This window comes from Rhodococcus aetherivorans (assembly GCF_011058165.1).
Taxonomy (GTDB): domain Bacteria; phylum Actinomycetota; class Actinomycetes; order Mycobacteriales; family Mycobacteriaceae; genus Rhodococcus; species Rhodococcus aetherivorans.
This window is the reverse complement of sequence record NZ_JAALEG010000038.1, coordinates 1-22,559: the sequence shown is the minus strand read 5'-3', so window position 1 is coordinate 22,559 and position 22,559 is coordinate 1. Positions and strand designations below refer to the sequence as shown.

At 72.6% G+C, this 22,559-nt stretch carries 21 protein-coding genes; 7 read left to right on the top strand and 14 right to left on the bottom strand.

Going from position 1 to position 22,559, the window contains the following annotated elements; all coding sequences use genetic code 11:
- Window positions 1-68: 68 nt before the first annotated feature.
- Window positions 69-542, top strand: coding sequence for a PH domain-containing protein (locus G6039_RS16160; protein WP_029544420.1), 474 nt, complete (start codon window positions 69-71; stop codon window positions 540-542).
- A 157-nt stretch (window positions 543-699) separates the two neighbouring features.
- On the top strand, window positions 700-2,541 hold the full coding sequence (ilvD, locus tag G6039_RS16155) for a dihydroxy-acid dehydratase (protein ID WP_043796520.1): 1,842 nt from the start codon (window positions 700-702) through the stop codon (window positions 2,539-2,541).
- 54 nt (window positions 2,542-2,595) lie between these two features.
- Here the strand turns inward: ilvD and G6039_RS16150 are convergent, their stop codons facing one another.
- A complete protein-coding gene (locus G6039_RS16150) occupies window positions 2,596-3,393 on the bottom strand; it encodes a DoxX family protein (protein ID WP_006947421.1) in 798 nt (265 codons plus the stop codon).
- A gap of 112 nt (window positions 3,394-3,505) precedes the next feature.
- On the opposite strand from G6039_RS16150, the gene G6039_RS16145 reads away from it, so the two are divergent.
- A complete protein-coding gene (locus tag G6039_RS16145; RefSeq protein WP_006947419.1) occupies window positions 3,506-4,618 on the top strand; it encodes a PQQ-dependent sugar dehydrogenase in 1,113 nt (370 codons plus the stop codon).
- Window positions 4,619-4,643: 25 nt separating this feature from the next.
- Here the strand turns inward: G6039_RS16145 and G6039_RS16140 are convergent, their stop codons facing one another.
- Window positions 4,644-5,594, bottom strand: coding sequence for a linear amide C-N hydrolase (locus tag G6039_RS16140; protein ID WP_029544427.1), 951 nt, complete (start codon window positions 5,592-5,594; stop codon window positions 4,644-4,646).
- Window positions 5,595-5,879: 285 nt separating this feature from the next.
- On the opposite strand from G6039_RS16140, the gene G6039_RS16135 reads away from it, so the two are divergent.
- Window positions 5,880-6,296, top strand: coding sequence for a VOC family protein (locus tag G6039_RS16135; protein ID WP_043796521.1), 417 nt, complete (start codon window positions 5,880-5,882; stop codon window positions 6,294-6,296).
- A 64-nt stretch (window positions 6,297-6,360) separates the two neighbouring features.
- Here G6039_RS16135 and gatB read toward each other — a convergent pair whose 3' ends face one another.
- From gatB to G6039_RS16115, 4 genes are all read right to left on the bottom strand, one after another.
- Entirely contained in the window at window positions 6,361-7,872 is a 1,512-nt protein-coding gene (gene gatB, locus G6039_RS16130) for an Asp-tRNA(Asn)/Glu-tRNA(Gln) amidotransferase subunit GatB (protein WP_006942345.1), read from the bottom strand.
- Window positions 7,873-7,931: 59 nt separating this feature from the next.
- On the bottom strand, window positions 7,932-8,963 hold the full coding sequence (locus G6039_RS16125; RefSeq protein WP_006942344.1) for a 6-phosphofructokinase: 1,032 nt from the start codon (window positions 8,961-8,963) through the stop codon (window positions 7,932-7,934).
- A gap of 94 nt (window positions 8,964-9,057) precedes the next feature.
- Window positions 9,058-9,744, bottom strand: coding sequence for a response regulator (locus tag G6039_RS16120; RefSeq protein ID WP_006942343.1), 687 nt, complete (start codon window positions 9,742-9,744; stop codon window positions 9,058-9,060).
- A gap of 9 nt (window positions 9,745-9,753) precedes the next feature.
- Window positions 9,754-10,968 (bottom strand): sensor histidine kinase, encoded by a 1,215-nt coding sequence (locus G6039_RS16115; RefSeq protein ID WP_206531099.1) that lies wholly within the window; start codon window positions 10,966-10,968, stop codon window positions 9,754-9,756.
- Window positions 10,969-11,072: 104 nt separating this feature from the next.
- Between G6039_RS16115 and G6039_RS16110 the strand changes: the two genes are divergently transcribed.
- Both G6039_RS16110 and G6039_RS16105 read left to right on the top strand, forming a co-directional pair.
- Window positions 11,073-11,657: a hypothetical protein gene (locus tag G6039_RS16110; RefSeq protein ID WP_231385913.1), complete on the top strand. Its 585-nt coding sequence runs from the start codon at window positions 11,073-11,075 to the stop codon at window positions 11,655-11,657.
- Window positions 11,654-12,991, top strand: a complete 1,338-nt coding sequence (locus G6039_RS16105; protein WP_152103953.1) for an alpha/beta-hydrolase family protein — start codon at window positions 11,654-11,656, stop codon at window positions 12,989-12,991. Before G6039_RS16110 ends, G6039_RS16105 begins: the two co-directional genes overlap by 4 nt.
- 30 nt (window positions 12,992-13,021) lie before the next feature.
- Here the strand turns inward: G6039_RS16105 and gatA are convergent, their stop codons facing one another.
- Window positions 13,022-14,497 (bottom strand): Asp-tRNA(Asn)/Glu-tRNA(Gln) amidotransferase subunit GatA, encoded by a 1,476-nt coding sequence (gatA, locus tag G6039_RS16100; RefSeq protein WP_006942339.1) that lies wholly within the window; start codon window positions 14,495-14,497, stop codon window positions 13,022-13,024.
- Window positions 14,494-14,793, bottom strand: a complete 300-nt coding sequence (gatC, locus tag G6039_RS30655; RefSeq protein ID WP_029544440.1) for an Asp-tRNA(Asn)/Glu-tRNA(Gln) amidotransferase subunit GatC — start codon at window positions 14,791-14,793, stop codon at window positions 14,494-14,496. Before gatC ends, gatA begins: the two co-directional genes overlap by 4 nt.
- Window positions 14,794-15,084: 291 nt before the next feature.
- On the opposite strand from gatC, the gene G6039_RS16090 reads away from it, so the two are divergent.
- Window positions 15,085-15,735 (top strand): ACT domain-containing protein, encoded by a 651-nt coding sequence (locus tag G6039_RS16090; protein ID WP_006942337.1) that lies wholly within the window; start codon window positions 15,085-15,087, stop codon window positions 15,733-15,735.
- 10 nt (window positions 15,736-15,745) lie between these two features.
- Here the strand turns inward: G6039_RS16090 and G6039_RS16085 are convergent, their stop codons facing one another.
- From G6039_RS16085 to G6039_RS16060, 6 genes are all read right to left on the bottom strand, one after another.
- Complete coding sequence (locus G6039_RS16085; RefSeq protein ID WP_029544443.1) at window positions 15,746-16,234, bottom strand: GNAT family N-acetyltransferase; 489 nt, start codon at window positions 16,232-16,234, stop codon at window positions 15,746-15,748.
- Window positions 16,235-16,313: 79 nt separating this feature from the next.
- Complete coding sequence (ligA, locus tag G6039_RS16080; RefSeq protein ID WP_029544445.1) at window positions 16,314-18,437, bottom strand: NAD-dependent DNA ligase LigA; 2,124 nt, start codon at window positions 18,435-18,437, stop codon at window positions 16,314-16,316.
- 10 nt (window positions 18,438-18,447) lie between these two features.
- Window positions 18,448-19,509: a methionine synthase gene (locus G6039_RS16075; RefSeq protein ID WP_029544447.1), complete on the bottom strand. Its 1,062-nt coding sequence runs from the start codon at window positions 19,507-19,509 to the stop codon at window positions 18,448-18,450.
- Window positions 19,506-20,600, bottom strand: coding sequence for a tRNA 2-thiouridine(34) synthase MnmA (mnmA, locus tag G6039_RS16070; protein WP_029544449.1), 1,095 nt, complete (start codon window positions 20,598-20,600; stop codon window positions 19,506-19,508). The genes G6039_RS16075 and mnmA overlap by 4 nt, the downstream gene beginning before the upstream one ends.
- Before the next feature lie 5 nt (window positions 20,601-20,605).
- A complete protein-coding gene (locus G6039_RS16065) occupies window positions 20,606-21,832 on the bottom strand; it encodes a cysteine desulfurase family protein (protein WP_029544451.1) in 1,227 nt (408 codons plus the stop codon).
- Between the two features lie 42 nt (window positions 21,833-21,874).
- A partial coding sequence (locus tag G6039_RS16060) for a lysophospholipid acyltransferase family protein (RefSeq protein WP_241258809.1) occupies window positions 21,875-22,559 on the bottom strand: 685 nt, incomplete at its 5' end.

The window sequence follows — 22,559 nt, the reverse complement described above, 5'->3', positions numbered from 1 at the left end:
CTGTCCCAGAATGTGAGATGCCTCGGCTGCAATGGGAAGATGGTGAGGTGTCATCTCCACAGCAGCCCGTGCCACCACGCCCATCATCCCATACGGCCGAACAGCAGCCGCAGGTCATCCAGATTTCCCGGCTCGCGCTGCTCGCATGTGGGTTCGTGCTGCTCGGAGTGGCCTCCCCGGCCCTGGCCTGGCCCGCCGCGTTCGGCTGGATGGTGGTGATTCCGTTCCTCGTCGGCGCGTGGGTGCTGCGGGTGCGCACCGTCGTCGGGCCCGAGGGCATCACCGCCCGGTCCGCGTTCTCGACCCGGACCCTGGCCTGGGACGAACTCGACGGCCTGCGATTCCCCAAGCGGGGCTGGGCGCGCGCCCGCCGCACCGACGGCACCGAGGTACCCCTGCCGGTCGTCACGTTCGGCCGTCTCCCCCAGCTCGCCGCCGGTAGCGGCGGTCGCATCACCGACCCGTATGCGGCCGCGCGCGAGGCGGAGGCACGGGAGCAGGCCGCGGACACCGAGCCGGACGCGGACGTCGAGTCGAAATAGCACACGAGTAAATTCGAAGCCGCCCAGGCCCGCTCCGGCCCCGTCCGGCGGAGCCCGGTCCCCGGCGTCGCCGCGCCCGCGCAGCACACAGCCCCGAAGCAGCCCCAGCCCCGAAGCAGCCCTAGCCCCGAAGCAGCCCTAGCCCCCGAGGAACCCGATGCCCCCGTTGAGGTCACGCACCACCACCGCCGGACGCAACGCCGCCGGGGCCCGCGCCCTGTGGCGCGCCACCGGCATGACCGACTCCGACTTCGGCAAGCCGATCGTCGCGATCGCGAACTCCTACACGCAGTTCGTGCCCGGCCACGTCCACCTCAAGGACGTCGGCGAGATCGTCGCCGAGGCGGTGCGGGCCGCCGGCGGTGTGCCGCGCGAGTTCCACACCATCGCCGTCGACGACGGGATCGCCATGGGCCACGGCGGCATGCTGTACTCGCTGCCCAGCCGCGAGATCATCGCCGACTCGGTGGAGTACATGGTCAATGCGCACACCGCCGACGCGCTGGTGTGCATCTCCAACTGCGACAAGATCACCCCCGGCATGCTCAATGCCGCGATGCGCCTGAACATCCCGACGGTGTTCGTCTCGGGCGGCCCGATGGAGGCCGGCAAGGCGGTGGTCGTCGGCGGTGTCGCGCAGGCCCCCACCGACCTGATCACCGCGATCTCGGCGTCGGCCAACGACGCCGTCAGCGACGACGGCCTCGACGAGGTCGAGCGCAGCGCCTGCCCCACGTGCGGGTCGTGCTCGGGCATGTTCACCGCGAACTCCATGAACTGCCTGACCGAGGCGCTCGGACTGGCACTGCCCGGCAACGGGTCGACGCTGGCCACCCACGCGGCACGCCGGGCGCTGTTCGAGCGGGCCGGCACCACGGTCGTCGAGGCGGCGCTGCGCTGGTACCGGGACGAGGACGAGTCGGTCCTGCCGCGCAACATCGCCTCCCCCGCCGCGTTCCGCAACGCCATGGCGCTCGACGTCGCGATGGGCGGCTCGACCAACACCGTGCTGCACACGCTCGCCGCGGCGCAGGAGGGCGAGGTCGACTTCGACCTCGGCACGATCGACGCCATCAGCCGCAAGGTGCCGTGCCTGGCGAAGGTCTCCCCCAACTCGGACTACCACATGGAAGACGTCCACCGGGCCGGCGGCATCCCCGCGATCCTCGGCGAGCTGCGCCGCGCCGGGCTGCTCGAGACGGACGTGACCACGGTCCACACGACGAGCTTCGACGAGTGGCTCGATACGTGGGACGTGCGCTCCGGCAAGGCCTCCGACGAGGCGATCGAGCTGTTCCATGCGGCCCCCGGCGGTGTCCGCACCACCGAGCCGTTCTCCACCGCCAACCGCTGGTCGTCGCTGGACACGGACGCCGCGGCCGGCTGCATCCGGGACGTCGAGCACGCCTACACCGTCGAGGGCGGACTGGTCGTCCTGCGCGGCAACCTCGCTCCGGACGGCGCGATACTCAAGACCGCCGGCATCGACGAGGACCTGTTCACCTTCGAGGGCCCGGCGTTGGTCGTCGAGTCGCAGGAGGAGGCCGTGTCGGTGATCCTCGGCAAGAAGGTGCAGCCCGGGGACGTCGTCGTGGTCCGCTACGAGGGGCCGTCGGGCGGGCCGGGCATGCAGGAGATGCTGCATCCCACCGCGTTCCTGAAGGGCGCGGGACTGGGCAAGCAGTGCGCCCTGATCACCGACGGCCGGTTCTCCGGCGGCACGTCGGGACTGTCGATCGGCCACATCTCGCCCGAGGCGGCGTCCGGCGGCGTCATCGGTCTGCTCGAGAACGGTGACCGGATCCGCATCGACGTCCCCTCGCGCACCCTCGAGGTCCTCGTCGACGACGCCGTCCTCGCCGAGCGGCGCGCCAAGATGGAGGCTTCGGAGCGCCCGTGGCTGCCGGTCGACCGGCAGCGCACGGTCACCACCGCCCTGCGCGCCTACGCCGCGTTGGCCACCTCGGCCGACAAGGGTGCAGTCCGCCGGGTGCCGTAGGCACCGGTGCGTCCTTCGGGCTGTTCCTGCCGCCCGAAGGACGCACCGTCCGCGTCAGCGGCCGAATATCCAGAGGCAGACCCCACCCGCGACGCCGAGCAGCAGCGCGACGAGCGAGCCGGCGAACGGCCGGGTCGCCCAGCCGCGGGTGCCGTCGACCGCGACCCGACCGGGACCGGTCAGCACGATCACTGCGGCGGCGGCCGCGAGCAGGGTCTCGTACTCCACCCCGTCCGGCGCGAAGTACTGCAGTCCCGGCTCGGCGGACTGCCGGAACAACCACGCGTTGATCATGATCGCCAGCACGGCGGCGGCGGCGAGCGGGGTGAGCAACCCGAGGATCAGCAGCGCTCCGGCCGCCACCTCCCCCACCGCACCGAGCACCGCGAGCAGGGCCGGACGCTGGTAGCCCGCGTCGGCGAGCATCGCCTCGAACCCGTCCATGCCGGGGCCGCCCCACAGCCCTGTCAGCTTCTGCACCCCGTGCACCACCATCGTGCCGCCGACGACGAGCCGCAGCACGAGCAACCCCAGGTCCAGTGTGCCGCGGCGCGCCTTCGCCGGCCCGGGCGCGGCACCGGTCTCCGCTCCGATCGGCGCCGCGACGGCGCCCGCGGGCTCGTACCGGTGCATCCGCTCGGTGGGGGCGACGTCGGAGTCCGCGTACCCGTACTGCGCCGGGCCGCGCCGCTCGAAGGCGGAGTTGTCGAGATCGAGGTCGTCATCGGACTCGAGCATCGACGAGCGGGGGCGCTGCAGCTCCAGGGTGGGATTGTCGTAGGGACTCGACACCGGCTCCGCGGCATCCTGCGGCGTCGGCTCCGGGACGTGGTCTTTCGCCTTGTCGGTCACCGAACCAGGGTAGGTCGCCCGGGTCGGCCGACCCGGGAACCGAGTCGGGGCGCGCCGCCCCGGTAACGTCATGGTCATGACGAGGCGCGCGAGAGTCGGTGGGTCGCGACGGATGCGAGCGACGGTCGCGTCGATCGTGGGTCTGCTCGCCCTCACCACGTCGTGTGCCCGTTTCGACGACGCGACCACCACCCCGTTCACGCCGGAGCCGAGCTTCGACGCGGGCGCCGAACTCGAACCGCTCGAGCCCCCGACGACGACCACGACGCCGGGCGCACCGCCGACACCGCCGGGCCCGTGTCAGGACCCCGACCCCGCGGTGGTCGCCACATGCCTCGACACCACGGGAGGGCTGGTCACCATGCCGGACGGTGGCTCCGCTCTCGTCGCGGAGCGGCGCACGGGCCGGATCCTGCGGGTGGCACCGCGGACGGAACCGGTGGAGGTGGCCACCGTGCCGGTCGACGGTTCCGGCGACGGCGGGCTGCTCGATCTCGCGCTGTCGCCGACCTTCGACGAGGATCGGCTGCTCTACGCCTACATCACCACCCCGACCGACAACCGCGTCGTGCGGCTCGCCGCGGGCGACGTCCCGAAGCCCGTGTTCACCGGCATCCCGCGGGGGGCGAGCGGGAACGCGGGCGCGCTCGAGTTCACCTCACCCACCGACCTGGTGGTGCTCACCGGCGACGCCGGGAATCCGGCCGCGGCCGCCGATCCGGCGTCGCTCGCCGGGAAGCTGCTGCGGATGCCTCTGCCGGCGCCGGGTGCGGCCGCGGCGCCGTCGGTCGTGCTCTCGGGGATCGGAACGGCCGGCGACGTGTGCCGGGATCCCGCCGGGAACCTGTGGGTCACCGACCGCACCGCGCTCGAGGACCGGCTGCAGCGTGTCGGCGTGGACGGCGCGGTGGGCGCGTCCCCCGCCTGGACGTGGCCCGAGCGTCCGGGCGTGGCCGGATGCGCGGCCGGTGCGGACGCGGTCGCTGTGTCGCTGACGGACGGCAAGGCGGTTGCGGTGGTCGCCATCGATCCGGGAACAGGGGCGGTGACGGCGGCGCCCGTGCCGGCGGTGCAGGACCGCTACGGCCGTCTCGGCGGCGCGTCGGCGGGCGGCGACGGGCAGCTGTGGGTGTCCACCGTCAACAAGGCCGGCGGCGAACCGGGCCCGAACGACGATCGGGTCGTGCTGATCCAGTTCCCCGCCGGCGGGGGCGGCTTCGACTAGCCGGAACCGTTCGTCTCGGGGTACGTCACGACAGCGTGAAGGGCGGCTCGGCCGCGTCGGTGAACGCGCCGCTCACGTTGCCCAGCAGGCCCGGTTTCGCAAGGTCGAGCTTGCGGCAGGTCGAGAAGTCCAGGTCGGCCGACCGGGTCCACACGATGTTCGGGCTGAACGACGATTCGAACATGTACAGCCCCTCGGTCAGGTCCGTCAGCGTGCGCCAGATCGTCATCGAGATGTTCGGCCGTTGCGGATCGGGTTCGCCGAACGGTTGCGCGACATTGCGCATGACGCTGAGCAGCGCCGCATACGCACGGGCCGGGGTCTCCACGGCGGGCAGTCGGTCGAGATAGTAACTTGCCCGGACGAAGCGGTCGGACGCCTCCGTGGTGCCGGGCAGCGGCTCGGATCCCCCGAAACCGGTAAAGCTCTTCCGGAGTTCGATCTGCTCGTCGTACGGCGGTGAATTCGTCATGACGGTGTTCGCGCGGCCGTGATGTATCCGCAGCGTTCCACCGATGTGCTCGAGGATCAGGGAGTCACCGCTCGCGTCCTCGAGGGCCAGATGCACGGTCGCGGGACGCTGGGAGCGCGGCTCGATCAACGGTCGGACCTGGAAGGGCCGCTCGGCCATCAGGGCGAGGCACTCGTCGACGGTGCCGCACAGGTCCAGAAAGATCTGCGGCCACAGGGACACCGCGAGCGCGGGCAGTTCCGGGTCCCGTTCCCCGAAGTCCGCCTCCGCGAGCCACAGCACGTGGGCGGCCAGGCCGCGCTCGTTGATCCCGTCGCTCGTGGCGTTGTCCCAGACGGCGGCCACGAGACTGCCGTACCGGGCCGTCCAGGTCACCGGGTCGGGATCGCGGTCGTGCCCGATCCTGTCGACCCCCCGCGGAAGCGACCACAGGTTCGTGTCCATCTCCTCGCGCCAGTCCATGTTCCGGCCGACGAGAACGCCGTGCCCGCTTCCGGTCCACATTGCCCGAGTGCACATTGATCCTCCGCGATGTCCGACGAGAAATCCGGCCGCCCGTGCGCCATGAGCGTCGACCCGCCCCACGACGACAGTGACAATACGGACGTTTCGGTCGAATCTCAGCGTTTTCGCGGCGGATCCGCCCGCACCCGCTCCCGCGACGGTTCGGATTACTCGAATTCGGCTGTGTCGCAATTGCTTCCGGCACACTTCCCCGTTCGACCCGGGACGGTGCAACAATGTCGCCGATCGGTCCGAAGCAGTGGCACGCCCGAGGGAGGGGCCCGCATGACCACACGCCTGAATCCGTACATCAGCTTTCGCGACAATGCCCGCCAGGCCATGGAGTTCTACCGAGCCGTGTTCGGCGGAGAATTGGATGTGAGCACGTTCGCGGAGATGCACGCGAGCGACGACCCGTCCGAGCAGGACAAGATCATGCATTCGATGCTGGCGAGCCCGAACGGTCTCGTCCTGATGGCGGCGGACACCCCCAACCAGATGAGCTACAACCCGGGGGACAACATCTCGATCTCGCTCAGCGGCGACGACGAGGCCGAGCTGCGGGGCTACTGGGACCAGCTGAGCGACGGCGGAACCATCGCCATGCCGCTCGAGCGAGCACCGTGGGGCGACCACTTCGGCATGTGCACCGACAAGTTCGGCATCCAGTGGATGGTGAACATCGCCGGCGACACGCAGTAGACACACGGGCGGCCTGCCATCCCGGCAGGCCGCCCGCTCGCGGAAGAACCTCTCGTGGAAGAACTCAGCTGCAGGCGGCGAGCACGAGCTCCTTGACCAGGGCCGGGTCGGCCTGGCCGCGGGTGGCCTTCATCACGTCGCCGACGATCTTGCCGGCCGCCTGGACCTTGCCGCTGCGGATCTTGTCGGCGATGTCGGGGTTGGCGGCCAGCGCCTTCTCCACCTCCGACTTGATGAGCGAGTCGTCGCGCACGACCACGAGTTCGGGGTGCGCAGCGAGGATCTGCTTCGGGTCGCCCTCACCGGCGAGCACGTAGTCGACGACCTTGCGGGCGAGCTTGTTGGTGAGCGTGCCGTCGGCGACGAGGGCGATCACCTGCGCGACCTGCTCCGGGGTGATCGGCAGCTCGACGAGCTCGACGCCGCGGGTGTTGGCCTGCTGGGCCAGGTAGGCGACCCACCAGGACCGGGACTCGGAGGCGGGGGCGCCGGCCTCGGTGGTGGCGATGATCAGGTCCAGGGCGCCGGCGTTGACGAGGTCGCGCATCTCCTCGTCGGAGATGCCCCACTCGGCCTGGATCCGGGCGCGCCGCAGCCACGGCAGCTCGGGGAGGGTGGCGCGCAGGTCCTCGATCCACTCCGCGCTCGGGGCGATCGGTTCGAGGTCCGGTTCCGGGAAGTAGCGGTAGTCCTCCGCGGTCTCCTTGCGCCGGCCCGGCGAGGTGGTGCCGTCGGCCTCCTGGAAGTGCCGGGTCTCCTGGATCACCGTGCCGCCCGCGGTCAGGACCGCGGCCTGGCGGCGCATCTCGTACCGCACGGCGACCTCGACCGACTTGAGCGAGTTGACGTTCTTCGTCTCGGTGCGGGTGCCGAACTCCGCCGCTCCGATCGGGTTGAGGGAGAGGTTGGCGTCGCAGCGCATCGAGCCCTGGTCCATGCGCACGTCGGACACGTCGAGGGCCTTCAGCAGGTCCCGCAGCGCGGTGACGTAGGCGCGGGCGACCTCGGGGGCGCGCTCGCCGGCGCCGACGATGGGCTTGGTGACGATCTCGATGAGCGGCACCCCGGCGCGGTTGTAGTCGAGCAGCGAGTGGCTCGCCCCGTGGATGCGGCCCGTGGCGCCACCGACGTGCAGCGACTTGCCGGTGTCCTCCTCCATGTGCGCGCGCTCGATCTCCACGCGCCACGTGCTGCCGTCGTCGAGGACCACGTCGAGGTAGCCGTCGGTGGCGATCGGCTCGTCGTACTGCGAGATCTGGTAGTTCTTCGGCTGGTCCGGGTAGAAGTAGTTCTTCCGCGCGAACCGGCCCCACGGCGTGATCGAGCAGTTCAGCGCAAGGCCGATGCGGATCGCCGACTCCACCGCCGCCTGGTTGACGACGGGCAGCGAGCCGGGCAGGCCGAGGCACACCGGGCACACCTGCGTGTTGGGTTCGGCGCCGAACGTGGTCGGGCACGGGCAGAACATCTTGGTCGCGGTGTGCAGCTCGACGTGCACCTCCATGCCCATCACGGGCTCGAACTTCGCGAGCACCTCGTCGTAGGCGAGCAGATCATCGGACATGGCGGCAGTCATGCGCTCGATTTTAGACGGTGCCGCCATGCGGCGAACCGGCCCTCACGCGCGGCGCGACCTCACCCGAAGATGATCCGCATCTCCTCGTAGCGGTCCTTCGGCACCCGCTTGTGGTTGGCGAGCGCCTCGTCGAAACCGACCCGGGCGATGTCGGTTCCGTGCAGCGCCACCATGTGCCCCCACTCCTCGTCGGCGACGAGATCGGTGACCGCCATGCCCAGGCGGGTGGCGAGCACCCGGTCGAAGGCCGTGGGCACGCCGCCGCGCTGGATGTAGCCCAGGATCGTGGCGCGGGTCTGGATGCCGGTGCGCTCCTCGATCATCGGGGCGAGGACGTCGGCGATGCCGCCGAGCCGCGGCCGGTCGAACTCGTCGCGCCCCTTGTCGGAGTACGCCTCGGTCATCTCCGGCAGGGTGAATCCCTCCGCGACCACCACCATGGGGGCCCGGCCACGGTCGCGGACGCTGGTGACCCATTCGCAGATCTGCTCGATGCTCTCGGGCTGTTCGGGGATGAGGATGGCGTGGGCACCCCCGGCGGTGCCGGAGTGCAGCGCGATCCACCCCGCCTCCCGGCCCATCACCTCGAGGACCATGCAGCGCTTGTGCGAGTTGCCGGTGGTGCGCAGCCGGTCGATCGCCTCGGTCGCGATCTCGACGGCGGTGTCGAAGCCGAAGGTGTAGTCCGTCTGGCCGAGGTCGTTGTCGATGGTCTTCGGCACTCCGACGATCCGGATGCCCTCCTCGAACAGCCGCTTGGACGCGGCGGCCGTGCCCTCGCCGCCGATGGCGATCACGGCGTCGACGCCCATGCGCTCGAGCGTGCGGGCGATGTTCTCCGCGCCGCCGTTCGGTCCTTGATAGGGGCCGAACCGGCTGGTGCCGAGAATAGTGCCGCCCTGATGCGACAATCCCCGAACCTTGCTGCGATCCAAGGGGATTGCGTCGCCTTCCACCAAACCACGCCAGCCGTCGAGGAATCCGACGAACTCCTGACCGTAGACGGTCCTGCCCTTGAGGACCGCTCCGCGGATCACCGCGTTCAGGCCGGGGCAGTCCCCGCCGCTGGTGAGAATGCCGATGCGCGTCATCCGTACCTCCGTGCCGGTCGTGCAGGTTGTCGGTGGTCCTCCCGGCAATACTGCCCCGGCGCGGCGCCCGCGGCATCCCGATCGCGGGTGCCGCTCACCCCGGCACGACCAGTCCGGACTCGTACGCCAGTACCACCGCCTGCGCCCGGTCCCGCAGGTTCAGCTTCCCGAGCACCTTCCCCACGTGCGTCTTGACCGTCTGCTCCGCGACGAACAGGTGCGCGGCGATCTCCTGGTTCGACAGCCCGCGGGCGATCAGCTCGAGCACCTCGCGTTCGCGCGGGGTGAGGACGTCGAGCGCCCGATCGCGGCCGCGGCGCGGCGACCGCCGGCGGGTGACGTCCGCGATGAGGCGGCGCGTGACGGTCGGCGCGAGCAGCGCCTGGCCGTCGGCGACGACGCGGACCGCCCGGATCAGTTCGTCGGCGGGCGCGTCCTTGAGCAGGAATCCGCTGGCGCCCAGGCCCAGTGCCTCGTAGACGTAGTCGTCGATGTCGAAGGTGGTGAGCATCAGCACACGTGTCGGCGGATCGGTGCGCCCGGCGAGGATGTGCCGGGCCGCGTCGAGTCCGTTCATCTCGGGCATCCGCACGTCCATCAGGACCACGTCGGGACGCAGGCGGGCCGCCTCCGCGACGGCCCGCCGACCGTCCGGGGCGTCGCCGATCACGCTGATGTCGGGTTGGGCGGCGAGCAGGGCGCCGAAGCCCTGCCGCACCATGGCCTGGTCGTCGGCGATCAACACGGTGATGGGGGTCGCGGCTGCGCTCGGGTCCGTCACGGCCTCAGCCTAGGCCGCCGGGACGCGCGGCAGCTGCGCTCGCACCTCGAATCCACCGCCCGGGACGGGATGGGCCACGAGCCGCCCTCCGACCGCCAGCGCCCGGTCGACCATGCCGCGGATGCCGTTCCCGCCGCCGCGGTCCCCGGGTCCGGGCTCCGCGCGCCCGGGGCCGTTGCGCACGGTCACGCTCACCTCGTCCGGTCCGTACGCCACGCCGACCTGGACCGGTGCCCCGGAGGCGTGGCGGGCGGCGTTGGCGAGCGACTCCTGCAGGATGCGGTACACCGTGAGCGCGGTGGCGTCGGAGACACCCGCCGGGTCACCGTCCGTCGCGGTGGACAGGACCATCCCGGCGCGCCGCGCGCCCTCGAACAGGTCGCCGAGCCGGTCGAGGCCGGGCTGGGGAGCCTGCGCCCGTTCGCCGTCGCCGTCGCTGCCGTCGGCGAGGTTGTCGCTCCGGAGCACGCCGAGCATGCCGCGCACCTCGTTGAGCGCCTCGCGGGCGGTCGCCCCGATGGATTCGAACTCCGCGCGCACCGGTTCGGGGACCTCGGGCAGGCGGTACGGGGCGCTCTGCGCCTGCACCACGACGAGGGACATGTGGTGCGCGACGATGTCGTGCAGGTCGCGGGCGATGCGGGCCTTCTCCTCGAGGATCGCGCGGCGGGCCCGCTCGAGTTCGCTGACCTCCTCCTGCCGGGCCAGCTGCCGCCGGGAGAGCACGAGCCACCGCACGAGCAGGCCGAACACCGCCATCGCGGTCAGGCCGAGCGCCCAGCCCCAGCCGTTCTGCCCCGGCACGTGGGTGAAGAACAGCACCACGGTGGCCGCCCACACGAGCCCGGCGATCTGCAGGGACGCGCGCATGCTCACCGCGACGAGCAGCGCGCACAGCACGAGGATGTGCACCACCTGCCAGGGGTAGTCGTAGCCGGGGACGAGGTCGAAGGCGCGCGGGATCGCCAGCGCGGCCCCGGCCGAGACCGCCCACCCGAGGGCGGGATCGGTCCGGATCGCCACGAACGGCCCGGCCGCGAGCGCCGCGACGACGGGCATCAGCGGTGCGGGCACCTCGTGGGTGAGGTGCAACGTGGGCCACGCGACCGCGTACAGGATCAGCGTCGCCGCCACGATCGCGATCGTCCACCAGCGGCCTCGGCCGCGTTCTCTCGTCCAGCGCACGGCACCACGGTAGGCACGGGACGCCCGCACTGTCGTCATACCAGGGGGTGAGATGCGCCTGGCTCCGTGGGGGCAGACGGCCGCGGCCGGACCGCTCCGGTGTGGGATCCGCGCCGGTCCCCGTCGTTCCTAACGTCCGTGCCATGCGCAGACGAGCGACGACAGTGATGGTGGGTACGGCCGCGGCGCTGTTCCTGGGAACCGTTGGGGCGCAGGCTGGTCCGGAGGGGCAGCCGAGGCCGCACGGGGGCGCCACGGCGGCGGCGGTGGCGGCGCTGTCCGACGGCGACACCGCGGCGGCGCTCGAGGTCTTCCCGGCCGGCTTCGAGCCGGCGATGCACTACCGCCCGGTCACCGAGGACGGGATCCTGGTGGATCCCCTCGGGGGCTGCTCCTCCCCCGTTCCCCTGCCGAAGTTCTTCGAAACACCCTGCCGTGAACACGATCTCGGCTACGACCTGCTGCGATACGCCCGGTCGGTGGGACACGAACCGGGTCCGCAGGCGCGGCGCGGCCTGGACGCCCGGCTGAGCCGGCACCTGCACGAGGCGTGCCGCACGGCGGCTCCCGGCGACGGCTGGTGCGTCCTCACCGCGGATGTGGCGTCGATTGCCGTGCGGTTCAATTCGTGGCGGCAACGCGACGCGGCACCGGTTCCCGAGTCACCGCTGCCGTACGCGGCCGTGGTGTGGACGTTGGCCGCGGCGGCGCGGTGGGCGGTGCGATGAGGGCGCTCGCGGCGTCCGCGGCCGCGGACGCGGGGGTCGATTCGCTCGCGCGGCGCTGCCCGCGGGTGGCGACGACCGTGGCGGTGACGATCGCGGTGTGGGTCTCGCTCGCGCCGTCGCTGCTGCCCCGTGCGGCCCTGGCACAGGCCGCTGCCTCCGGATGCGCCGCCGCAGCCGCGGCCGTGGCCGCCGGGGTGCGCCGCCGGCGGCACGGGGGATCCGCGCGGCCCGGGGCCGCGCGGCCGGCGGCGCTGGTCGTCGCGGCCGGCGCGCTCGGGTGGGCGGTGCTCGCCGCGGCGCAGTGGCAGGACGCGTTGCGGGCGTCGATGGGGCGACCACCCGCCGGTCCGGCGCACTGGATCGTTGTATGTAGTTGTGCCCCCTTGATATTCGCGGCAGTACGGGCGATCGGCCGGGTTCCGGGGGCGTGGCGCCGGCGGGCCGGCACCCGCGCGGTCGCGGCCACGGCTGTCACGGTGGCCATGGGCGTCGGCGTCGCGATTGTGCCCGTGGGGCTCGGGCAGGCAGACCCGGTCGCGAGGCCCGTCGCCGCCGCGGTGGCCGGCAGTCCGTCGTCCCTGGTGTCCTGGGAGTCCCTGGGCGACGAGGGCCGCCGTTTCGTGACCCTCGACGCGCATCCCGGCGCGATCCGCACGTACGTGGGGCTCGGATCCGCTGCGGACGCCCGCTCGCGCGCCGCGCTGGCCGTGCGCGAACTCGACCGCGCCGGTGGGTTCGCCCGCGCCCACGTCGTGGTGGCGGTGCCCACCGGCTCGGGCTGGATCGACCCCGGCGCGGTGCGGGGGTTCGACACGGTGTTCGGCGGCGACGTCGCGCTCGTGGCGCAGCAGTACTCGGCCGCGCCGAGCTGGGTGACGTTCCTGTTCGACCGGAACGCGGCCGCGGCGTCGGCCCGCGCCCTCCTGACGGCCGTGCGCGCCCACCTCGACACCCTGGACCTGGTCCGGCGCCCGCAGCTGCACGTGTACGGGCAGAGCCTCGGGTCGATCGGGGGCAGCGCTGCGCTCGCCGACCACGCATCGGCCGCGGCGGGTCCCTGCGCGGCGATCTGGGCGGGTCCGCCGGCCGGCGCGGTGCGCACGGCCGGAGCGATCGTCACCGCGAACACGTCGGATCCGGTGGTGTGGTGGCAGCCGTCGCTGCTGTGGTCCCCGCCCGACCTGTCCCGAGCGCGACGCGACGCGCCCGTGCCGCGGTGGCTGCCGGTGGTCAGTTTCGTGCAGGCGACGCTGGACCTGCCGGTGGCGCTGGACGCGGCCCCCGGTCACGGGCACCGCTACGGCCCGGACCAGGCCCGGTGCGACCGCCCCTGACCGGGACGGCGCACCGGGCCTCGGCCGGACTCAGGCGACGATCGGGCCGCGTGCGGCCTCGAACGCGGCGCCGACGCGGTAGAGGCGCTCGTCGGCGAGCGCCGGGGCCATGATCTGCAGGCCGACGGGCAGCCCGTCGTCGGCGGACAGCCCGGACGGCACGGACATCGCGCAGTGCCCGGCGAGGTTGGTCGGCAGCGTGCACAGGTCCGACAGGTACATCGCCAGCGGATCGTCGACCTTCTCGCCGATCTTCCACGGGGTGAACGGGCTGGTCGGCGAGACGAGGACGTCGACCTGCTCGTACGCCTTCTCGAAGTCCCGCGCGATGAGGGTGCGGACCTTGAGCGCCTGCCCGTAGTAGGCCTCGTAGTAGCCGGAGGACAGCGCGTAGGTGCCGATCATGATGCGGCGCTTGACCTCCTTACCGAACCCGGCGGCCCGGGTGGCGGCCATGACCTGCTCGGCGCTCATCGTGCCGTCGTCGACGCGCAGGCCGTAGCGCATGGCGTCGAAGCGGGCGAGGTTGGAGGAGACCTCGGACGGCAGGATCAGGTAGTACGAGGCGAGCGCGTACTCGAAGTGCGGGCAGGAGACCTCGACGACCTCGGCGCCGAGTTCGGTGAGCGTGGCCACGGCCGCGTCGAAGGACGCCAGCACGCCCGGCTGGTAGCTGTCCGAGTGCAACTCCTTGACGACGCCGACGCGCAGGCCCTTCAGGTCGCCCTGCGCGCCCTCCCGGGCCGCCCGGACGACCGGCCGGACGGGCGCGTCCACCGACGTGGAGTCGCGCGGGTCGTGGCCGGCGATCACCTCGTGCAGCAGCGCCGTGTCGAGCACGGTGCGGCCGCACGGGCCGCCCTGGTCGAGCGACGACGCGCACGCGACGAGGCCGAACCGGGAGACCGTGCCGTAGGTGGGCTTGGTGCCGACCGTGGCGGTGACGGCGGCGGGCTGGCGGATCGAGCCGCCGGTATCGGTGCCGATGGCCAGGGGCGCCTGGTAGGACGCCAGCGCGGCCGCGGAGCCGCCGCCGGAACCACCGGGGATCCGGGTGGTGTCCCACGGGTTGCGGGTGGGACCGAAGGCGGAGTTCTCGGTGGACGATCCCATCGCGAACTCGTCCATGTTGGTCTTGCCCAGGATGGGGATGCCGGCCCGCCGCAGCTTCGACGTCAGGGTCGCGTCGTACGGCGACATCCAGCCCTCGAGGATCTTCGAGGCGCACGTGGTGGGCATGTCGGTCGTGGTGAACACGTCCTTGAGGGCGATCGGCACGCCGGCCAGCGGCGACGCCGGGCTCTCGCCCGCGGCGACCGCGCGGTCGACCTCCGCGGCGGCGGCCAGCGCCTGCTCCCCCGCGACGTGCAGGAAGGCGTGGTAGTCGCCGTCGACCTCGGCGATGCGGTCGAGGTGAGCCTGGGTGACCTCGACCGACGAGACGTCGCCGGAGTGGATGCGGTCGGCGAGGTCGGCCGCGCCCAGCCGGGTCAGGTCGGCGCTCATTCGCCCTCCCCCAGGATCTGCGGGACGGAGAAGCGGCCGTCCTCGACGAGCGGCGCGGCGGCGAGCGCCTGCTCCGGCGTCAGGCCCGGGCGCACCTCGTCGGGGCGGGTCACGTTGGTCACCGCGTTCGGGTTGGCCATCGGCGCCACATCGTCCGCAGCCACCTCCGACACGGCCTTGACGTGGCTGAGGATCGTATCCAGCTGGCCGGCGAACTCGTCGAGTTCGGCGTCGGTCAGCGCGAGCCGGGACAACCGGGCGAGGTGCGCGACCTCGTCACGGGAGATGGCAGGCACCTTCGGTGACCCCTTTCCGATGAAGAAACGAACGTCCCGTCCAGGGTAGTGCGTGCCGACCGGGACGGTTTCGCCGGTTCCCCGGACCCGCGCCGACCGCCCGCCGTGTTGCAGTTCGGAGAAACACCTGTGTCGTTCGTGTGACAACGACCGCGTGACCGGCGGTTTCCTGTCCCGTCTCGGCGCAGCACCGCCGGACCGGCATCCGGCGGTGCTGCGGGGGTGAAAAGATGGTGTCCGTCGCCGGCCGAGCGCCTCGGCCGTGACTTCGGAATCGGGGAAAGGACGCACGTGTCGTACCTGTTACGCGTCCAGCTTCCCGACCGGCCGGGCAGCCTCGGTTCACTCGCCGTCGCGCTCGGTTCGGTCGGTGCGGACATCCTCTCGCTGGACGTCGTCGAACGCGGCGCCGGCTTCGCGATCGACGATCTCGTCGTCGACGTCGACGCCGGGTCGCTGCCGGACACGCTCATCACGGCCGCCGAACGCCTCGAGGGCGTGACGGTGGACTCGATCCGTCCCTATGCGGGAATCCTCGACACCCACCGCGAACTCGAGCTGATCGATCAGGTCGCCACCGCGCGCCACGATCGGCTGCAGGTGCTCGTCGACGGGGCGCCCCGGGTGCTGCGCGTCGGCTGGGCGACCGTCGTCGACACCGGCCCGTACGGGGTGTACCGGGTGGTCGGCAGTTCCGGCGCCCCCGAGACCCGGCCGGCGGAGGTGCCGTGGATGCCGCTCGAGAAGCCGATGCTGCTCGACCACGAGGGCGAGTGGGTGCCCGACCTGTGGCGAGCGATGAACACGACCCTGGCGGCGGCGCCCCTGGGGACCCAGGGCCGGGTGCTGATGCTCGGCCGGCCCGGCGGCCCGGAGTTCCGCCCGTCCGAGGTGGCCCGGCTCGGCTACCTGGCCGGCATCATCGGAACCGTCCTCGGCTGAGCGGAACGGCTCAGACCAGCTCCCGGACCAGGGTGCTCAGCTCGACGCCGGGCACCGGCGCCCAGTCCCGCTCGGGGACGGGGACGAATCCGTTGCGGTCGTAGATGCGGCGCGCGTCGACCATGTCCGGCTGCGTGGAGAGCACCACGGCGCGATCGCCGCGGTCGTAGGCGGTGTCGAGGACGTGCCGCACCAGCGCAGACCCGACACCCCGGCCCCGCGCCGACGGCGCGACGGCCAGCATCCGGAACTCGAGCTCGCCCTTCTCGGCGATGTGGGCGAAGCGCGACGCCGGCTCCGCCAGCGTCACGGACCCGACGATCTCGCCGTCGGCGAGCGCGACCACCACCTCGGCGTGCTTGTCGCGGGCGGCGGTGTCGCGCAGACGCTCGGCGTACGGGTCGTCGGGCTCGACGAATCCGCCGCCGACGTACACGTCGACGGTGAGGGCGCCGACGGCGTCGTACTCGTCCGGGCTCACGCGTCTGATCTCGATCACTGGAGGACTATCCCAGTGACCGCCCCTTCCGCCCAAACGGTTTCCGGGCGATCTCCGTCACACCGGCTCCGGCCGCCGGTCAGCTCTCGAGCTCGCCGAACTCCTCCTCGATCGCGTCCTGGCCACCCGAGACGCCGTCCGGGCCGAGTTCGAGCAGCCGGCGGAACCCGTCCTCGTCGAGGACGGGGATGCCCAGCTCGGCCGCCTTGTCGGCCTTCGTTCCCGGGGCATCGCCGACGACGACGAACGCGGTCTTCTTCGACACCGAACCGGCCGCCTTGCCGCCGCGGAGCAGGATCGCCTCCTTGGCCTGATCCCGCGAGAAACCCTCGAGCGATCCGGTGACCACGATCGACAGGCCCTCGAGGGTGCGTTCGATGGATTCGTCGCGCTCGTCGAGCATGCGCACCCCCGCCGCGCGCCACTTCTCGACGATCGCGACGTGCCAGTCGACGGCGAACCATTCACCCAGGGCCGCAGCGATGGTCGGTCCCACCCCCTCGACGGCGGCGAGCTCGTCCACGGACGCCTCGCGGATCCGGTCGAGGCTGCCGAATTCGGTGGCCAGCGCCCGTGCGGCGGTGGGGCCGACGTGCCGGATCGACAGTGCCACCAGCACCCGCCACAGCGGCTTGTCCTTGGCTGCTTGGAGATTCGCCAGCAGGCGCTTGCCGTTGGCGGACAGCGCCCCCGCCTTGGTGCGGAAGAGCGACGTCCGCAGCAGGTCCTCGGCGGTCAGGTCGAACAGGTCACCCTCGTCGGCGATCACCCCGGCCTCGAGCAGCGCGGTGGCGGCCTCGTAGCCGAGCGCCTCGATGTCGAATGCGCCGCGGCCCGCGACGTGGAAGACCCGCTCACGCAACTGTGCGGGGCAGTGCCGCTGGTTGGGACAGCGCAGGTCCACGTCACCCTCCTTGGCGGGGGCGAGCGGTGTCCCGCACTCGGGGCATTCGGTGGGCATGACGAACTCGCGTTCGGTGCCGTCGCGCAGGTCCACCACCGGGCCGAGCACCTCGGGGATGACGTCACCGGCCTTGCGCAGCACCACCGTGTCGCCGATGAGCACGCCCTTGCGGGCCACCTCCGCCGCGTTGTGCAGGGTGGCGAGGGAGACCGTCGACCCGGCCACCGTGACCGGTTCCATGTAGGCGAACGGGGTGACCCGGCCCGTGCGGCCGACGCTGACGCGGATGTCGAGCAACGTGGTGGTCACCTCCTCCGGCGGGTACTTGTAGGCGATCGCCCACCGGGGTGCGCGCGAGGTGGTGCCGAGCCGGCGCTGCAGGGACACCTCGTCGACCTTGACGACGAGCCCGTCGATCTCGTGTTCGACGTCGTGGCGGTGCTCGCCCCAGTACCGCATCCGGGCGACGACCTCCTCGACGCCGACGACGCGGGCGGTGTGCCCGGAGACGGGCAACCCCCAGGCGGCGAGGGCGGCGTAGGACTGCGACAGCGACACCGGCTCGAATCCTTCGACGCGGCCGAGCCCGTGGCAGATCATCCCGAGGCGGCGCCGCGCGGTCACCGCGGGGTTCTTCTGCCGCAGCGATCCGGCCGCGGTGTTGCGCGGATTGGCGAACGGGGCCTTGCCCTCGGCGACGAGGGCGGCGTTGAGCGCGTGGAAGTCCTCGAGCCGGAAGTACACCTCGCCCCGCACCTCGAGAACCCGGGGGACGGGAAATTCCTCGGTGGCGGTGAGCCTTTCGGGGATGTCGTCGATCGTGAGGGCATTGAGCGTGACCTCCTCGCCGGTGCGGCCGTCGCCGCGGGTGGCGGCACGGCGCAAGCGGCCGTCCTCGTACACCAGACTCAGCGCGACGCCGTCGATCTTCACCTCGCACAGGTAGTGCAGGTCCGGACCCGTCTCGGCCTCGACGCGGGAAACCCAGGCGCGCAGTTCGTCCTCGGTGAAGACGTTGTCGAGGCTGAGCATCCGCTCGAGGTGGTCGACGGCGGTGAAGTCGGTGGCGAAGCCCCCACCGACGAGCTGCGTCGGGGAGTCCGGGACGCGCAGGTCCGGGTAGTCGTCCTCGAGCTGCTTCAGCGCGCCGAGCAACTGGTCGAAGGCGCCGTCGGAGATGATCGGCGCGTCGCGCACGTAGTAGCGGAACTGGTGCTCGCGCACCTCCTCCGCGAGCTGCTGCCAGCGCTCGCGCACGTCGGGCGGAGCTTGGGTGGGCGCGTCCGTCGATTCACTCACGCCGGAAAGACTAGTCGAGCGATACGACGTTCCCGGCCGCTGCGGAGCCGAGCGATTCCGGGTCGTCCGCGAACGCGGCGGCGACGTCGCGGGCGAGGCGCAGCGCCCGGCGCGCCCACGTGGGATCGGCGCCGGCCAGGCCGCAGCGCGGGGTGACCCCCACCGAGCGCAGCGTGGCGCGGGGGAAGCCCAGCCGGTCGATCAGCGTGATCGCGGGGGCCGCGACGTCACGCCAGGTGGGGACGGCCGTGTCGGGTGCGGTGGACGGCACCAGCCCGAGCAGGAGGGTGGTTCCGGCGTCGATCAGCTCACCGATACCGTCGAGGTCGGCGGCGGTGAGCTGCGCGACGTCGAGGGCGACGGCGTCGACGCCGCTGCGGCGCAGCAACCCGGTGGGCACGTCGGTGGCGCAGCAGTGCACCGCGACGGGGCGGCCGATCGCCGCGATCGCGGCCTCGAGCAGGTGCTGCGCCTCCGGCTCGGGGAGCGCCGGCACCGATTCGAGCTTCGTGCGTCCGGTCAGGGTCCCGGCGAGGACGGCGGGCAGCGCAGGCTCGTCGAGCTGGACCACCACGTGGGCGCCGAGGCGGCGGGTCAGTTCCGCGGCGTGCCGCGCCAGGCCCTCGCCGAGGGACTCGGCGACGTCGCGCACGGCGCCGCGATCGGTGAGCACCCGCCGGCCCCCGGCCAGCTCGGCGTGCGCGGCGAGGGTGAACGGGCCGGCGGACTGCACCTTCAGGAATCGACCGGGACCGAGACCCGCTGTCTCCCATGCCTCTTCGAGTGCATCGAGATCTCGGCGCAGCAGATCCCCGGCGCGGGCGGCGACCGCGCCGCGGCGACCGCCGAGCCGGTACCCGGTGGTGGACGTGTCGAGGTGCAGGTCGACCAGCAACGCGCCGGTGCGGCCGATGAGATCGGCCCCGAGCCCGCGGGCCGGCAGCTCGACCAGGTGCGGCAACGCCTCGAGCTCGCCGAGCACGGTCGCGGCCGATTCCCGGGCGTCGGTGCCGGGCCACGACCCGATGCCGGTCGCGACGCCGGACCAGGGGTTCGGGATGTTCGCGGTCACCGGGACGTGGCCGCCGTGCCGGTACCGACGATGGTGCCGCTGCCGAGGACGACGTCGCCGCCCGCGTCCGGCCGGTACAGCACCACGGCCTGTCCGGTGGCGACGCCGGTGAGCGGTTCGCGCAGGGTCACCGCGAGACCGGTGCCGGCGGGCTCGGCGACGGCCGCCGCGACACCGCCGTGCGCGCGGACCTGCACGACGCATTCGACCGGTCCGGCCGGCGCGGCCCCGCTCGTCCACACCGCGCGCTCGGCACTGATCGCCCACACCTTCAGGTCTTCCGCGGAGCCCACCTTCACCGTGCCGGTGTCCGGCTCGATCGCGGTGACGTAGCGGGGGCGGCCGTCCGCGCCGGGGCCGGCGATGCCCAGGCCCTTGCGCTGTCCGACCGTGAAGCCGTGCACCCCTTCGTGTTCGGCGAGCACGGCGCCGGACCGGGCGTCGACGACGCGGCCGGGACGCACCCCGATGCGGGCACCGAGGAAGGCGCGGGTGTCACCGGAGGGGATGAAGCAGATGTCGTGACTGTCGGGCTTGTCCGCGACCGCGAGACCCCGCTCGGCCGCTTCGGCGCGGATCCGCTCCTTCGGGGTGTCCCCGACCGGGAACATCGCACGCGCGAGCTGGTCGGCCGTCAGCACACCGAGCACGTACGACTGGTCCTTGCCGGCGTCGACCGCGCGACGCAGGACACCGTCGTCGAGCCGGGCGTAGTGGCCGGTGGCGACCGCGTCGAAGCCGAGGGCGACGGCCCGGTCGGCGAGGGCCGCGAACTTGATCTTCTCGTTGCAGCGCAGGCACGGATTGGGGGTCTGGCCGGCGGCATAGGACTCGACGAAGTCGTCGATGACGTCCTCCTTGAACCGGTCGGCGAAATCCCAGACATAGAAAGGGATTCCGAGCACGTCGGCGGCGCGGCGCGCATCCCCGGCGTCCTCCTTGGAGCAGCAGCCCCGCGACCCGGTCCGCAGCGTGCCCGGCGCCGTGGACAGCGCCAGGTGCACGCCGACCACGTCGTGGCCGGCGTCGACCGCGCGGGCCGCGGCCACCGCCGAGTCCACGCCACCGCTCATTGCCGCGAGCACCCTCATCGACGTCACCTCTCTCGACTACCGGCGCCGGCCAGTCCGGCGGCCCGCGCCCGTCCCACCACCTGCGGCAGCGCCGCCACAACGGCCTCCACGTCGGCGCGAGTCGACGTGTGGCCCAACGAGAATCGCAACGACCCGCGGGCCGTGCGGGGGTCCGCCCCCATCGCGACGAGCACATGGCTCGGCCGCGCCACCCCGGCGGTGCAGGCCGAACCGGTCGAGCACTCGATCCCGGCCGCGTCCAGCAGCATGAGCAGCGAATCGCCCTCGCAGCCGGGGAAGGTGAAGTGTGCAATGCCGGGCAGGCGGTCCGCGCCGCGCGGGCCGTTGAGGACCGCGTCCGGGACCACGGCCGTCACACCGGCGATCAGTTCGTCGCGCAGCGTCGTGAGCGCGACGGTGCGTTCGCCGAGTTCGGCCGTCGCCTCGCGCAGCGCCGCGGCCATGCCGGCGATCCCGGCGGTGTCGTGGGTTCCCGACCGTACGTCGCGCTCGTGTCCGCCGCCGTGGGTGAGGGGCACGCACGGCACCTGCCGGCCCAGCAGCAGGGCACCGACACCCTGGGGACCGCCGAACTTGTGCGCGGCGATCGTCATGGCGGCCAGCCCGCTCGCGGCGAAGTCGACGGGCAGATGGCCGACCGCCTGCACGGCGTCGCTGTGCACGGGCACCCCGTACTCGGCGGCGACCGCGGTGAGCTCGGCGACGGGCATCACGGTGCCCACCTCGTTGTTGGCCCACATCACCGACACCAGGGCCGTCTCGTCGGCGTGCTCGGCGAGGGCCATCCGCAGCGCATCCGGCTCGACGCGTCCGTCGGCGTCGACGGCCAGCCAGGTCACCTCGGCGCCCTCGTGCGCGACGAGCCACTCGACGGCATCGAGCACGGCGTGGTGCTCGACGGCGCTCGCGATCACCCGGCGACGGCGCGGATCGGCGTCGCGGCGCGCCCAGTAGATGCCCTTGACCGCGAGGTTGTCGCCCTCGGTGCCGCCCGAGGTGAAGACGACCTCGGAGGGACGCGCACCGAGGTCCGCGGCGATGGACTCCCGGGCCTCCTCGATGCGGCGCCGCGCCGCGCGGCCCGACCCGTGGAGGGACGACGCGTTGCCGACCGTCGCGAAGATCTCCGTCATCGCCGACACGGCCGCGGGCAGCATCGGGGTGGTCGCGGCGTGATCGAGGTAGACGGTCGTCGAGGTGCCGGAGGCTCCGGCGGCGTTCGAGGTCATGACCGAACCAGGATAGCGGGTCGGGGCTCGCGCCCGTCGCGCTCACCGTCCGGCCCGGAGCTCCTCGCGACCACGGGTGTCGTGCGCGGCGGCGGCCCGGCCGAGCCTGGCGAACTCGGCGCCGTCGTCGTGCCGCCGGCGCGCGGACCGTTCACACCGCGCGGCGAGGTCGCGGCGATCGGAGCCGGGCCGCTCGAGCGGGGCGAGCACCACCTCCGCCACCACGCCCCGGTGCCGCAGGAGCCGTCGCAGCGACGCTCCCATCGTCTCGTCGCCGACGAACGCCGGGCCGGTGGCGATCGTCCCGGCGGCGTCGGCGTACCGGAGCCCGACCGGCTGCACCGGGCGCTGCGCGTCGATCGCCGCCTGGAACAGTGCCGGACGGAACCCGCCGTACGCCCTGCCGCACCACGTCGTGCCCTCCGGGAACGCCGCGATCCGCTCCCCCGCCAGGAGGCGGTCGCGGATCCGCGACACCACGACGGGCAGGTCGCGCAGACGCTCGCGCTCGATGGGTATGACCCGCATGCGGCGGGCCAGCGCGCCGAGCAGTCCCCACTCGAGCAGGTCGCTGCGCGCGACGAACCCTGCCGGGGCAACCGCGGTGAGCACCAGCACGTCGGTCCAGGACACGTGCGGGGCGACGACGAGCACGCCCCCGCCTCCCCCGGCGGATTGTCGACGGCGAGCACGATCAGTTCGGGCCGGCCGTCGCCGTCGAGGTCGG